The organism is Leclercia sp. W6, from assembly GCF_003336345.1.
GTDB lineage: Bacteria > Pseudomonadota > Gammaproteobacteria > Enterobacterales > Enterobacteriaceae > Enterobacter.
The window spans coordinates 3,050,760-3,064,002 of the sequence record NZ_CP031104.1; the positions used below are offsets into that span (position 1 = coordinate 3,050,760).

9 protein-coding genes are annotated in these 13,243 nt (G+C 52.4%); 6 read left to right on the forward strand and 3 right to left on the reverse strand.

Annotated elements, in window-relative coordinates; all coding sequences use genetic code 11:
• Positions 1 to 33 precede the first annotated feature (33 nt).
• The 5 genes from DVA43_RS14920 to DVA43_RS14940 all read left to right on the forward strand — a co-directional run bounded on the left by DVA43_RS14920 (position 34) and on the right by DVA43_RS14940 (position 9,095).
• Complete coding sequence (locus DVA43_RS14920; protein ID WP_114315990.1) at positions 34 to 1,656, forward strand: class I SAM-dependent DNA methyltransferase; 1,623 nt, start codon at positions 34 to 36, stop codon at positions 1,654 to 1,656.
• Complete coding sequence (locus DVA43_RS14925) at positions 1,646 to 3,049, forward strand: restriction endonuclease subunit S (protein ID WP_114315991.1); 1,404 nt, start codon at positions 1,646 to 1,648, stop codon at positions 3,047 to 3,049. The genes DVA43_RS14920 and DVA43_RS14925 overlap by 11 nt, the downstream gene beginning before the upstream one ends.
• A gap of 96 nt (positions 3,050 to 3,145) precedes the next feature.
• Positions 3,146 to 6,409: a type I restriction endonuclease subunit R gene (locus DVA43_RS14930; protein ID WP_114315992.1), complete on the forward strand. Its 3,264-nt coding sequence runs from the start codon at positions 3,146 to 3,148 to the stop codon at positions 6,407 to 6,409.
• Positions 6,410 to 6,836: 427 nt separating this feature from the next.
• Entirely contained in the window at positions 6,837 to 7,601 is a 765-nt protein-coding gene (locus tag DVA43_RS14935) for a hypothetical protein (RefSeq protein ID WP_103823112.1), read from the forward strand.
• Between the two features lie 213 nt (positions 7,602 to 7,814).
• Positions 7,815 to 9,095 (forward strand): DUF445 domain-containing protein, encoded by a 1,281-nt coding sequence (locus tag DVA43_RS14940; protein WP_103178108.1) that lies wholly within the window; start codon positions 7,815 to 7,817, stop codon positions 9,093 to 9,095.
• A gap of 30 nt (positions 9,096 to 9,125) precedes the next feature.
• On the opposite strand, the gene DVA43_RS14945 is transcribed toward DVA43_RS14940, so the two are convergent.
• Both DVA43_RS14945 and DVA43_RS14950 read right to left on the reverse strand, forming a co-directional pair.
• Entirely contained in the window at positions 9,126 to 10,199 is a 1,074-nt protein-coding gene (locus DVA43_RS14945; RefSeq protein ID WP_114315993.1) for a glycoside hydrolase family 105 protein, read from the reverse strand.
• Positions 10,196 to 11,272 (reverse strand): hypothetical protein, encoded by a 1,077-nt coding sequence (locus tag DVA43_RS14950; protein WP_114315994.1) that lies wholly within the window; start codon positions 11,270 to 11,272, stop codon positions 10,196 to 10,198. The genes DVA43_RS14945 and DVA43_RS14950 overlap by 4 nt, the downstream gene beginning before the upstream one ends.
• An 88-nt stretch (positions 11,273 to 11,360) precedes the next feature.
• On the opposite strand from DVA43_RS14950, the gene DVA43_RS25265 reads away from it, so the two are divergent.
• Positions 11,361 to 11,486 (forward strand): hypothetical protein, encoded by a 126-nt coding sequence (locus DVA43_RS25265; RefSeq protein ID WP_256387096.1) that lies wholly within the window; start codon positions 11,361 to 11,363, stop codon positions 11,484 to 11,486.
• A 16-nt stretch (positions 11,487 to 11,502) separates the two neighbouring features.
• On the opposite strand, the gene DVA43_RS14955 is transcribed toward DVA43_RS25265, so the two are convergent.
• A complete protein-coding gene (locus DVA43_RS14955) occupies positions 11,503 to 13,176 on the reverse strand; it encodes a hypothetical protein (protein WP_103823108.1) in 1,674 nt (557 codons plus the stop codon).
• Between the last annotated feature and the right edge of the window lie 67 nt (positions 13,177 to 13,243).

Sequence of the window (13,243 nt, forward strand, 5' to 3'; positions counted from 1 at the left end):
ATAGACGCCAAATTTTTCCTGATTGAGTTCATCATGGCCAAAGCACCAACAAAAAAAGCCAAAGCAAAGAAAGGCTTTGAAGACACATTATGGGATACCGCGAATCAGCTTCGCGGTAGCGTGGAATCCTCCGAGTACAAGCACGTGGTACTGAGCCTCGTGTTTTTGAAATTTATCAGTGATAAATTTGAGTCTCATCGTAAGAAAATGCTCGCCGATGAAGAGCAAAAAATGTTTGTTGATATGGAAGTGTTCTATCAGCAGGACAACATCTTTTATCTGCCGGAAGAGGCCCGCTGGTCATTTATCAAAAAGAATGCCAAGCAAGGCAACATCGCCGTTCTGATTGATACCGCCCTTTCGACCATTGAGAAGCGCAACCCGACGCTGAAAGGCGCGCTGCCGGATAACTACTTCAGCCGTCAGAATCTGGAAACCAAAAAACTGGCGTCGCTGATCGACACCATTGACAACATCGAAACGCTGGCGCACGAAACCGACGTTGAAGCGCTGTCGAAAGAAGACCTTGTCGGGCGTGTTTACGAATACTTCCTCGGCAAATTTGCTGCCACCGAAGGCAAAGGCGGCGGTGAGTTCTATACGCCGAAGTGCGTGGTAACGCTGCTGACCGAAATGCTCGAACCGTTCCAGGGCAAAATTTATGACCCATGCTGCGGCTCGGCGGGGATGTTTGTCCAGTCGGTGAAGTTTGTTGAAAGCCACCAAGGGAAAAGCCGCGATATCGCCCTGTACGGTCAGGAACTGACGGCCACCACCTATAAACTGGCGAAGATGAACCTCGCGATTCGCGGCCTGTCGGCTAACCTTGGCGAACGTCCTGCGGACACGTTCTTCAGTGACCAGCACCCGGATTTAAAAGCCGACTATATTCTGGCCAACCCGCCGTTTAACCTGAAAGACTGGCGTAACGACGCCGAGCTGACCAACGATCCGCGCTTTGCAGGCTATCGTACCCCGCCAACCGGTAACGCCAACTACGGCTGGATTTTGCATATGCTCTCCAAGCTGTCGGCCAACGGCACCGCCGGTTTTGTGCTGGCGAACGGCTCCATGAGTTCCAACACCAGCGGCGAAGGCGAGATCCGCGCGCAGATGATCGAAAACGATCTGATTGACTGCATGATCGCCCTGCCCGGCCAGCTGTTCTACACCACGCAGATCCCGGTCTGCCTGTGGTTTATGACCAAATCGAAGGCAGCCGATCCGGCCAAAGGCTATCGCAACCGTCAGGGTGAAACGCTGTTTATCGATGCGCGTAACCTCGGCACCATGATGAACCGCACCACCAAAGAGCTGACGGCGGACGATATCGCCACCATTGCCGATACCTACCATGCGTGGCGCAGCACGTCAGAAGAGCTGGCTGAACGCGTTAAGCGTGGTGACAGCAGGCTGGCGCAGTACGAAGACCAGGCCGGGTTCTGCAAGGTCTCCACTATTGAAGAGATCAAGGCTAACGACTATGTGCTGACGCCGGGCCGCTACGTCGGCGCTGCCGAGCAGGAAGACGATGGCGTGGCATTTGAAACCAAAATGCGCGAGTTGTCGCAGACGTTGTTTGCACAGATGAAGCAGGCGGAAGAGCTGGATAAGGCGATTCGTCAGAACCTGGAGGTGCTGGGTTATGGGGAGTAAGTGGAAAACATCCTTTTTAACCGACCATTACAGCATTAGCTCTGGTCTTTCCAAACCAGCTAAAGATTTTGGTACAGGTTACCCGTTCTTATCTTTTAAGGATATTTTTTATAATTATTTTTTACCTGATTCACTCACGCAATTAGTGCAAAGTACAGATAAAGAAAGAGCCTCTTGCTCGGTAAGACGCGGGGATGTTTTTCTTACTCGTACAAGCGAAACGATGCATGAACTAGGTATGAGTTCTGTAGCATTAAAAGATTATACAGATGCCACGTTCAATGGCTTTTGTAAAAGATTGCGCCCGAAGGAAACATCTGAATTAGAACCAGAGTATGTTGGTTATTACTTGCGTAGCCCTGTATTTAGACAGAGCATGCTTGCCTTTTCCACAATGTCAACCCGAGCTAGTCTTAATAATGAAATGATTAGTCGGTTGGAAATAAGTTATCCAGATCGTAAAATACAAAAAAAAATAGCAAACATTCTACTTTCTCTTGATGAAAAAATAGCAATATCAAGAGCAATCAACCAAACCCTGGAACAAATGTCCCAAACCCTGTTCAAATCCTGGTTTGTGGATTTCGACCCAGTAATTGATAATGCGCTGGATGCCGGAAATCCAATCCCGGAAGCGCTGCAATCTCGCGCCGAACTGCGTCAAAAAGTTCGTAATAGTGCAGATTTCAAACCACTTGCGGCGGATATTCGTGCACAGTTCCCGGCAGAGTTTGAAGAAACAGAGTTGGGCTGGGTGCCAAAGGGATGGCAACACAAAAATGCTGAAGAAATCGCAACGATTTCTATCGGGAAAACGCCTCCCCGCAATAATAAAGAATGTTTTAGTGTCAAGAAAGATAACAATTACACTTGGGTCTCAATTAAAGATCTTGGCAACTGCAGTGTATTTATTAAGAAAAGCAGTGAATATTTAACTACTGACGCAGTTAATAATTACAATGTAAAAGTCGTGCCTAAAGGTGCTGTGTTATTAAGTTTTAAATTAACTATTGGTAGAATAGCTATAGCAGCAAACACATTAACTACTAATGAAGCAATAGCTCATTTCTATAATATGAAACAAGATTTAAACAAAGAATATCTATATTCATACTTACAACAGTTTGATTATAATTCGTTAGGAAGTACATCTTCTATTGCTACAGCAGTTAATTCTAAAATCATAAAAAAAATCCCAGTTCTCGTGCCTTATACTGCTATATTAAAACAATATAAAACATCAACAGATAATATTTTTAAAAGGATACACCTTAACAATGAAAATATACATATTTTAACCAACCTCCGCGACACTCTGCTCCCCAAACTCATCTCCGGCGAGCTGTCCCTAGAGAATCTCCCCGACATCATCAAACAAACCGAAGCCGCATAACGCATTTTTGCCCCTGTAAAATCAGGGGCTTTCTGGTAAGGTTTTCTGTTATTACAGGAACCCTTACCAGAAAACCAGCCAGGGCCGGAGCGGGATATGCATCTCTCATTCAGTGAAGCGAAGTTAGAACAGGCAATAATTGAACTGTTACAGGAGCAGGGCTATCAGCACCTGACAGGCGACAATGTGCCGCGTTCCAGCCTCGATCAGGTGATAATTGAAGAGGATCTTCGCCACTATCTCGCTGCTCGCTATCAGGCCGACGGTATTACGGAAGACGAAATCCAGCGGCTGATCAAACAGTTCACCACCCTGCCCGCTTCTGATCTCTACGAAAGTAATAAGACCTTTTGCACCTGGCTGGCAAATGGCTTCCTGTTTAAACGCGACGACCGTCAGCAGAAAGATCTCTATATCGAACTGCTCGATACCCGGCACCTGTCCGCCGCGCTGCGTGAGTTATTCGATAGCGAAGAAGTACCACAGCAACAGGCTGCTGAAACGCCAGCCAGCTATCTTATCCAGCCGTTAAACCGTGTAAAGATCGTTAATCAGCTGACCATCACCGGCAAAGAAAACCAGCCGCGTATTCCGGACGGTATTCTCTATATCAACGGCCTGCCGTTGGTGGTGTTTGAATTTAAAAGTGCCGTACGCGAGCAGGAAGCCAATATTGGCGACGCGTATAAGCAACTCTGCACCCGCTATCGTCGCGATATTCCACAGCTGTTTGTCTATAACGCGCTGTGCATCATCAGCGATGGCGTGAATAACCGCATGGGCAACCTGTTCGCGCCGTATGAGTATTTCTACTCCTGGCGTAAAGTCACTGGTAATGAAAACCGCGAGCAGGACGGGATTCCTTCGTTACACTCGATGATTCAGGGGTTATTTCACCCGGTACGCCTGCTGGATGTGATTAAAAACTTTATCTGCTTCCCGGATAAAGCCAAACACGAAGTGAAAATCTGCTGCCGCTATCCGCAGTACTATGCGGCGCGCAAGCTCTACTACAGCATTGAGCGAGCGCGTAAACCGTACGGTAACGGTAAAGGCGGCACCTACTTTGGCGCCACGGGCTGCGGTAAGAGTTACACCATGCAGTTCTTAACCCGTCTGCTGATGAAAAGCGTCGAGTTTGCCAGCCCGACCATCGTGCTGATCACTGACCGTACCGATCTGGACGATCAGCTCTCCACGCAGATGTGCAATGCCAAAAATTATATCGGTGACGATACCGTGGAGCCCGTCACCAGCCGCGACGATCTGCGGGAAAAGCTGGCCGGTCGTAACAGTGGCGGCGTCTTCCTGACCACCATTCATAAATTTACCGAAGACACCGAACTGCTCTCTGAGCGAAGCAATGTCATCTGTATCTCTGACGAAGCGCACCGCAGTCAGGTCAATCTGGATCAGAAAGTGATCGTCGATAAAGAGAGCGGGAAGGTACGCAAGACCTGGGGCTTCGCCAAATATCTGCACGACTCGCTGCCAGCAGCCACCTATGTCGGTTTCACAGGGACACCTGTAGACGCCACGCTGGATGTCTTCGGCGCGGTAGTGGACAGCTACACTATGACCGAATCCGTTCAGGATGAAATCACGGTACGCATCGTCTATGAAGGCCGTGCTGCAAAAGTGATCCTGGATGCCAGCAAGCTGGAAGAGGTTGAGAAGTACTACGAAGAGTGCGCTAACGCGGGCACTAATGAGTGGCAGATCGACGAAAGCAAAAAAGCCAGCGCCACCATGAACGCGATCCTCGGTGATGAGGATCGCCTGAAGGCGCTGGCGGAAGACTTTGCTAAACACTATGAAAAACGCGTCGCTGAAGGCTCAACGGTGAAAGGCAAGGCAATGTTTGTCTGCGCCAGTCGGGATATTGCCTGGGACTTATATCGTCAGTTGCAAGACTGTCGTCCGGCATGGTTTGAGGTTAAACAGGCCCCTGAAGGGGTTGAGCTTACCGAGCAAGAGCAGAAAGAACTGCCACCGTCCGAAATGGTCAAGATGGTGATGACGCGAGGTAAAGACGATGACGCCAAACTCTACGACCTGTTGGGCAGTAAAGAGTACCGTAAAGAGCTGGATAAGCAGTTCAAAAATGCAAAGTCGAATTTCAAAATCGCTATTGTGGTCGATATGTGGCTGACCGGTTTCGACGTGCCGGAACTGGATACCATTTACATCGATAAGCCGCTGCAAAAACATAACCTGATCCAGACTATCTCCCGCGTCAATCGCAAGCTGGAAGGGAAAAGCAAAGGCCTGGTGGTGGACTATATCGGCATCAAGCGCCAGATGAACCAGGCTCTGGCAATGTATTCCCGCATTGACGCCACCAACTTTGAGGACATTCAACAGTCGGTCATTGAGGTGAAGAATCATCTCGACCTCCTGTCGCAAGTGTTCCACGATTTCGACAGCCGCGCTTACTTTACCGGAGAGCCACAGGCTCAGCTGGCATGTCTGAATCAGGCTGCTGAATTTGTCATGCGGACCCAGAAGATTGAGCGTCGTTTTATGGGCCTGGTGAAGCGCCTGAAGGCGGCCTACGATGTCTGCTGCGGCAGCGAGGCGTTATCGCAGGCAGAGCGAGATCATATCCATTTCTACCTTGCCGTGCGCTCCATCGTCTTTAAGCTGACCAAAGGTGATGCACCTGACGTTACCCAGATGAATGCCCGCGTACGAGAGATGATTGCCGATGCATTAAAGGCAGATGGCGTGGAAGAGCTGTTTTTCCTTGGCGATAAGAAAGCGGAATCGATCGATATTTTCGACGAGGATTATCTTGCGCGTATTAATAAGATCAAGCTGCCCGCAACAAAGATCCAGCTTCTGCAGAAACTGCTGGAGAAAGCCATCAGCGACTTTAAAAAAATTAACCAGCTTCAGGGGATCAACTTCACCCGTCGCTTCCAGTCCATCATGGACAGATATAACGAGCGCAGGGAAGACGACGTACTAAACGGCGAAGAGTTCGATCATTTCAGTCAGGAAATGACCGACATTATCTATGATATTAAAACCGAAATGGGCACCTATGCTGATTTAGGCATCGACCTTGAAGAAAAAGCCTTCTACGACATTCTGGCGCATATGCGGGATAAATATCAGTTTACCTATGAAGATGACAAAATGCTGACGCTGGCGAAAGAGATGAAGGCGGTGGTGGATAATACGTCGAAATATCCGGACTGGAGTAAGCGCGATGATATCAAAGCGAAACTGAAAGTTGAGCTAATCCTGTTACTGCATAAGCATAAGTTCCCGCCAGTGGCGAACGATGATATTTACATGGGCGTTCTGATGCAGGCAGAGAATTTTAAACAGTATCATATTAATACAGCATATTAATATTTCTTGCCGGATAATCTATTGGTTACCCGGCTCATCAAACATTTCATGCTTGTAAATTACTTAATGAATAAATCCAACAAAATGTTTAAAACGCCCTGTTTTTCAGAATATTTAATTTCAGCTGTTGGATAAATTTCCGAGAGAAATTTATCATGATATTGTCCTGTATTAACACGGTCATATTGCTCGCCATAACCCCTAAATAATATTTCACATTAATATTTCCCTGGCCCCAAGTTACATCTATTTTATTATGGACTAATACTGGTAAGCAAAGGCAGCCAAAGTGCATTACCGGATGGCAATGCGCCGTAAAAAATGAGAACACGCATTCATTACTATAGAAAGCTATGATATATATTATCTATAAAGTTAATATAGTTAATATAGTTAATCACCTTAAACAGTTTCACTGGAATCTACAATGAACAAAGATATTATAAAAAATGCAATCAACTCAGTGCCTGGAAATGAATTTTACAAGGAAATGTTGACTTTCTTACTACGCCCAGCAATTTACGATGGAATGCATGAATACGCTCCCCTGAAAAACTCCTTAGGCAATCTGGTTAAATCGATAATTGCTGCGGGAGTGATAGTAACATTTATTAAATATCTTATGCGGGGCTATTCAATAGTCGCCGACATTGAACTCATTATTAACCCATTTGTTTTATATCTATCATTGTTTGTTCGTGCGATAATCACAGCCGTCTTCTTTGGGTTAGGAATCTGTTTCATCACTTGGTTAACAGACAGAAAAAGAACTTTCCTTTACACTCTTCAGGTGATACAAGCTTGGTCGCTGATGAATCTTATGATTATTGCATTATTCTGGATTGCCTTACACCGAATCTTCGTAACTGGAACAAGCTTAATTGCCACGAGTAATAATGACTTAATTGCTGGCCTTATATTATCGACAATGGTTTTTATATTAATATTTAAAACTGTTCTTAGCCCCGTCTATTTCCATCTTAAGCGAGTCCTTCACGTCCGTTATCCGCTTATGGCTCTTATTTCAGGCCTGTTATTTGTTGCGCTTTCAAATTTATATTTTTTTACTGGGCTTTCCAGTATGATGATAAACGTTAACGGGGTTTGTAATCTAACTTACCAGCAGCATGAAAAAGATCTGAGAGCCAAGGGCATATCGAAAGAGAATTACCTCGCACATTGTCTAAGATAATAAATGTTATAACAAACCAAAATAACTAATGATACAGACTAAGATTGTTCAGTCAGAGGTAATATCGGCAAGAAAAACGCCTGATGGCGCTACGATTATCAGGCCTACAAAACCAACCCCCCGCACTCCTCGTAGCCCCGGTAAGCGCAGCGCCACCGGGGAAAATGCCCGCTCCCTTGCCCCTTCGCCTTTTCTCCCTCTATCCTTAACCCTATGGAAAAACTCGCTGAACTCAAACGCGCCAAGCTGCTGGCGCTGTCGCTGCTGCTGATTGCCGCCGCGACCTTTATCGCTACCCTCTTTCTGCCACAAACCTTCTGGGTGCGCGGCGTAAAAGCCATTGCCGAAGCGGCGATGGTTGGCGCGCTGGCGGACTGGTTTGCCGTGGTGGCCCTGTTTCGTCGGGTGCCGATCCCCTTTATTTCGAAGCATACCGCGATTATCCCGCGCAATAAGGACCGGATTGGCGACAATCTTGGCCAGTTCGTGCAGGAGAAGTTTCTTGATACCCAGTCGCTGGTGGCGCTCATCCGTAAACATGAACCGGCGCTGCTTATCGGCAACTGGTTCAGCAAGCCGGACAACGCCGAGCGCGTCGGGCAGCACATCATGCAGGTGATGAGCGGTTTTCTGGAGCTGACCGACGACGGGCGCATTCAGCGGATGCTGAAGCGGGCGGTGCATAAAGCGCTGGATAAGGTCGATTTCAGTGAAACCAGCGCCGCCATGCTGGAGAGCATGACGAAAAACGGGCGTCATCAGGTGCTGCTGGACGCGGTGATTAATCGCCTGATTACCCTGCTGCAGCGCGACAGCACGCGCGATTTTATCGCCGCGCAAATCGTCCACTGGCTGAAGACCGAACATCCGCGCAAATCGATGGTGCTGCCCACCGAGTGGCTGGGGGATCAGAGCGCCGAGGTGGTTTCGAACGCGGTGAACGCCATCCTGGATGACGTCAGCCACGATCGTACCCATCAGATCCGTCAGGCCTTCGACCGCGCGGTGCATAAGCTGGTTGATAACCTGAAAAACGACCCGGAAACCGCGGCCAAAGCCGAGAACATCAAAACGTATCTGAAGAACGACGAGGCGTTTAACCGCTATCTGGGGGAGATGTGGGCCGACCTGCGCCAGTGGCTGAAGGCCGATATGCAGCGCGACGACTCCCGCGTGAAGCAGCGTCTCGCCAATGCCGGGCTGTGGTTTGGTGAAACCCTGGTGGCAGACAGCAACCTGCGCGCCTCGCTGAACGAACATCTGGAGCAGGCTGCGCACCGCGTGGCGCCCGATTTTGCCCGCTTCCTCACCCGCCATATCAGCGACACGGTAAAAGGCTGGGATGCCAAAGATATGTCCCGCCAGATTGAGCTGAACATCGGCAAAGACTTGCAGTTTATCCGCGTCAACGGCACGCTGGTGGGCGGCACGATTGGGCTGATCCTGTTTTTACTCTCGCAACTGCCGGAACTCCTGCCGCTGCTGGGCCGCTAAAAAAAGGCCGGATCGCCGGCCTTCTGCGCATTACGCCAGCCAGCCGCCCTGATCGATCTCCAGCAGCAGCAGGATGGTTAACGCCTGGGCGTAGGGCACCGGGGCCATCGCGATATCGCAGTAGTACTGAATATCCCAGCCCAGCATGGTGCCGCGGGAGGCTTCCAGTACAATCCCCTCCTCGTCAATGCGCGCCATCACCGCGTCGAACGCCCGCAGGGCATGCCTGCTCACCGCCGCATCCAGAATCCCCATCCGCACCCCGCGCAGCATCCCCCAGGCGATACCCGCCGTGGCGGAGGACTCCTGCGGCGAGAGCGGATCGTCCAGCACCGTGTGCCACATGCCGTTCTCCGCCTGCAGATCGCACAGCGTGCGCACCTGACGCGCCACCACCTGCGCCAGATAGCGACGTACGCTGGCGTCCAGATGCTCGCCCATCAGCGCGATAAATTCCGGAATGGCGACAGTGATCCACGCGTTGCCGCGCGCCCAGAACGCCCCGGCGAAATGGTGCTTATCGACAAAGGTCCAGCCGTGATACCACAGCCCGCTCACCGGATCGCTGAGATAGCGGGTGTGGAGCAGGAACTGGTAGCTCGCCTCGTCGATCAGATCCCAGCGTTTGAGTACGATCCCCGCCACGCCAAGGAACAGACAGGTCATAAACAGCGTGTCATCCCACAGCTGGCCGGTATTCGCCTGCTCTTTCACCACGTGCTGAAATCCGCCCTCTTCGGTTTTTGGCAGGTCGCGCAGCAGGGCGTTGGCCCAGTCGTTGACCGTCTCAAGCAGATCCTGGCGCTGATGATGCCCGGCCACCAGTGCCAGGGCGATCATCGGCGCGGTGGTGTTGATCTGCATCTCCGGCAGCCCTTTTGCAATCTGCGTTTCGTACCACGCCAGAATCGTCTGCTGCAGCGCCGCATCCTGCTGGTGTTCCGCAAAGCGCCAGAAACCGTACAGCCCGACGCCAATCTCCCATTCCCACTCTTCGAAGTTGATGGAGAATCCGTCTCCAGTCCCCACCTCATCAAGATTTTTCAGTCGGCAGAAACCGCGCACCACGCGATCCAGTATTTTCCTCTGCTGCGCACTGTTCATGCTGTCGCCCCTTTTACAAATGTTTCTGCATGGGCCAGTAATGCCCCGGTATCGGCGGCACGTGCGAGCGCCAGGCGTTGCTGTTGATGCCCCCGGCGGCCAGAAGCGATAAACAGCGCATCCGGGAACAATTTCCCCGCCAGATACTGCGCCGTCTGGAAGGCGAGTACGTTCTCCTCGCCCCAGAACGCCATCACGTCGCAGCCCCGCTCATCGTGCCAGTAGCGATAGCCCAGCAGCGTGGATTTTACCCGCCGCCACAGCACCGCCGGGAAGTGATCTCCCCGATGGCGATGCCAGAGAACGAGCAGCGACAGGAGTGAAAACACCGAGCCCGCCTCCCGGGCGCTGACGCGCTTCAGGGTGCTGTACAGCAGCGCGTCGAGTTCCGGGCCATATTCCCGCTGCGCCATCAGCGTCAACAGGCGTTGACCGCTATCGTCGTGGGCCATCGTGCTGTGCGCAGGCGGCGTGTACTGCCGTGGGGCGCTGAGCTGCGGGCACGCTTCCGGCAGCCCATAGCCAAGCGGGATCGCGTCGAGGTAGACCATTTGCAGGGCAAATGTCGTATCACGTTCAAACAGTTCATCCAGATGGATCAGCAGGCGGTTCTTACCGGCACTCAACGACAGCGCGACCTCGGTGTGCTGCATGCGGTTGCGGGTGAAGGGCGTAAAGCAGGCCAGCGGCTCGTCGTCACGCCAGATCCGCACGCCGCCGCAGGTCGTCAGACGAAAGGTAAAGGTGCCGCTATGGGGCGCAAAAAGATCCACCCGCAGCCAGCGCTGCAGATGGTACGCCAGCGGATAAAAGCCCGAAAAAGAGAGAATGTTGTTGTCGCCGCTAAAAACCCCTTCCCGGCACGGCAGAGCCTGGGCGGGATCCACCCGCCGCCGGGCGTGGGTCTTCAGGAACACCCGACGGCAAAACGACGGCGCATCCGGCCCCACCTCAATGGTGGGCTCTGTCGTTTCACCGGTATAGAACTCGGCAAAGCGCTCTGCTTTTGCCGCTGACCCCAGAAAACGCGTGAGTGCGTCGCCCTGTGCTAACTGCCAGTCACCTTGTGACATATCTTCCTCATCAACCCGTCCATTACGCCGCTATCATCAGCAGATTGGCCTTGCGGGGCGAGCAGCCCAGGAGGGGGATTGGCGGGATATGCCTGGCAACTCACAAACCGGACGACAGGCAGCGATGCAGCGTGATGCCGATCACACCACGCAACCGGCAAGGAAGAAGAATGATGAGGACGATCACGTCAGGTTTTTAGCCCTCTCCACCTGACGTGATGTTGATCACACTAAGACTTCAGCGCTTTCAGCTCTTCGCTCAGGCTGTCCGCCAGCGCGCGCACGCGGGAGGCATCGAACAGCACGTGCATGCCGGGAGAAGCATCGGCGTGCTTTAAGCAGAAGTCGTCCAGTTCGGCGGCGCTGCGATAGAGCTCCTGGATGTTAATCTGGCAGATTTCGCGCATGCTCCAACTGTTCTCCACCTCGCGGGCAAAGCGCAGGGTAAAGAACGCCTTCTGGGCATGGACAAACAGATGGCAGTAGAGGGCAAAACCCTGCCACTCCTCCAGCCAGCGGCGTTTCAGCGCATACGGAAACGCGGCGGTGTCGGTAAAGCGCAGGGCCGCTTCCTGTAACGTCTGCGAGGCGTCCCGGGCCTCGTCTTTTTCGCGGGCAATGCGCGCCAGCGACGCGGCAGAGGCTTCAACGTCGCTGGCGCTGAAGAAAATATCGCGCTCCGAACCCGGCAGCCAGTGGTTGCGGTTGAGCTGCCCGTAGAGGCTCCACACTGCCTGGCCATAGCTTTCCGGCACCTGACTGTGGCGATGAAAAACGTGATCGCGCACGTAGATGGCGCCATAGAGCACCTGCCCGGCCTGCTCAAGCAGCGCGTGGAAGGCAGCAAAAGTGTCGGCATCCGGCTGCCAGCCATAGCGCTCATCCAGCCAGCTATGCAGCAGTTGCGCCACGCTAAGGTGGCTGCCATCGCTGGCTAACATCCGGCTACAGGCCACCAGATTGCACTCGCTCAGGGTGCCCATCACCCAGTGGTTATCCACCCCTTCCCAACTGGCTTTGCACACCACGCCGCGGATCGCCGGATTCGAGCGGCACCACAGCAGACGCCCCTGCAGTTCGTCGATGCGCAGCCAGGGAAAGACGCCCCAGCCCACCTCTTCGCCCACCAGATCGATATCCGCCCACACTTCGCGCTCCTCCACCGCCAGCAGGGCCGGGTTATTGGGAAACGACGGCCAGAAACGTTCCGGAGTGAGTTTAATGGAGACGCTGACGCTCTCGGGCAGCGGGCGGATCGCCTCCAGCACATTGTGCAGATCGTGATTGCCCGCCGGAAATACCCGCAGCACCAGATGTTTATTTTCGGCCTGCATGGTGCGGGACATGGCATTAAAGCAGCGGCTGTAGATGGCCAGGCTTCGGGCGTCGCGCTGGACCTGATTGACCTCGCCCTCTGCCTGTAACTCCCAGTTAGGGCGCGACACGGGCAGCAGGCCGTCGGTGCTGGAGATAGCGACCAACAGGCCGCTAATGGCAGGAATCCGCTGGCAGATCAGGGCGATTTTACGGGTCAGGAACCCGCACCAGAAATCAACGTCGAGGCGCACGCCGTGGCCCGGCTCAAACAGATGCGGGTGCGCCAGCAGCAGTTCGGTAGGGAAGCTGAACTCTTTGGCCTGCAGGTAAAAACGCAGCCCCTTTTGCTGGCAGAGTTGGCCCAGCCGGTTGAGGTAGACGCAGCGGGCACGCTGCTGGCTGGAGAGGCGGTCGTTGTCGAGATGCGGCGTGTAGCCTTTCGGGGAGACCAGTTTGTCGAACAGATCCACCTGCCCGACAACAACGGTGTTAAAGTCATGCGCGACGGCCCAGTCCACCAGTTCGCAAGCCTTTTCCCAGTTCCAGTAAGCTTGATTATTCAGCTCCAGCGCCCGCGTCTGCCACATAGATCCCTTCCCTTTGTAATCCGATTAGCCAACCGGCATTACTACCACAGAAGGATGAATTAATGTG

Excerpts from the sequence above, each read along its gene's own strand:
- DVA43_RS14920 (WP_114315990.1), top strand. The coding sequence starts at position 34 with ATGGCCAAAGCACCAACAAAAAAAGCCAAAGCAAAGAAAGGCTTTGAA.
- DVA43_RS14930 (WP_114315992.1), top strand. The coding sequence starts at position 3,146 with ATGCATCTCTCATTCAGTGAAGCGAAGTTAGAACAGGCAATAATTGAA.
- DVA43_RS25265 (WP_256387096.1), top strand. The coding sequence starts at position 11,361 with ATGCCTGGCAACTCACAAACCGGACGACAGGCAGCGATGCAGCGTGAT.
- DVA43_RS14955 (WP_103823108.1), bottom strand. The coding sequence starts at position 13,176 with ATGTGGCAGACGCGGGCGCTGGAGCTGAATAATCAAGCTTACTGGAAC.
- DVA43_RS14935 (WP_103823112.1), top strand. The coding sequence starts at position 6,837 with ATGAACAAAGATATTATAAAAAATGCAATCAACTCAGTGCCTGGAAAT.
- DVA43_RS14940 (WP_103178108.1), top strand. The coding sequence starts at position 7,815 with ATGGAAAAACTCGCTGAACTCAAACGCGCCAAGCTGCTGGCGCTGTCG.
- DVA43_RS14950 (WP_114315994.1), bottom strand. The coding sequence starts at position 11,272 with ATGTCACAAGGTGACTGGCAGTTAGCACAGGGCGACGCACTCACGCGT.
- DVA43_RS14945 (WP_114315993.1), bottom strand. The coding sequence starts at position 10,199 with ATGAACAGTGCGCAGCAGAGGAAAATACTGGATCGCGTGGTGCGCGGT.
- DVA43_RS14925 (WP_114315991.1), top strand. The coding sequence starts at position 1,646 with ATGGGGAGTAAGTGGAAAACATCCTTTTTAACCGACCATTACAGCATT.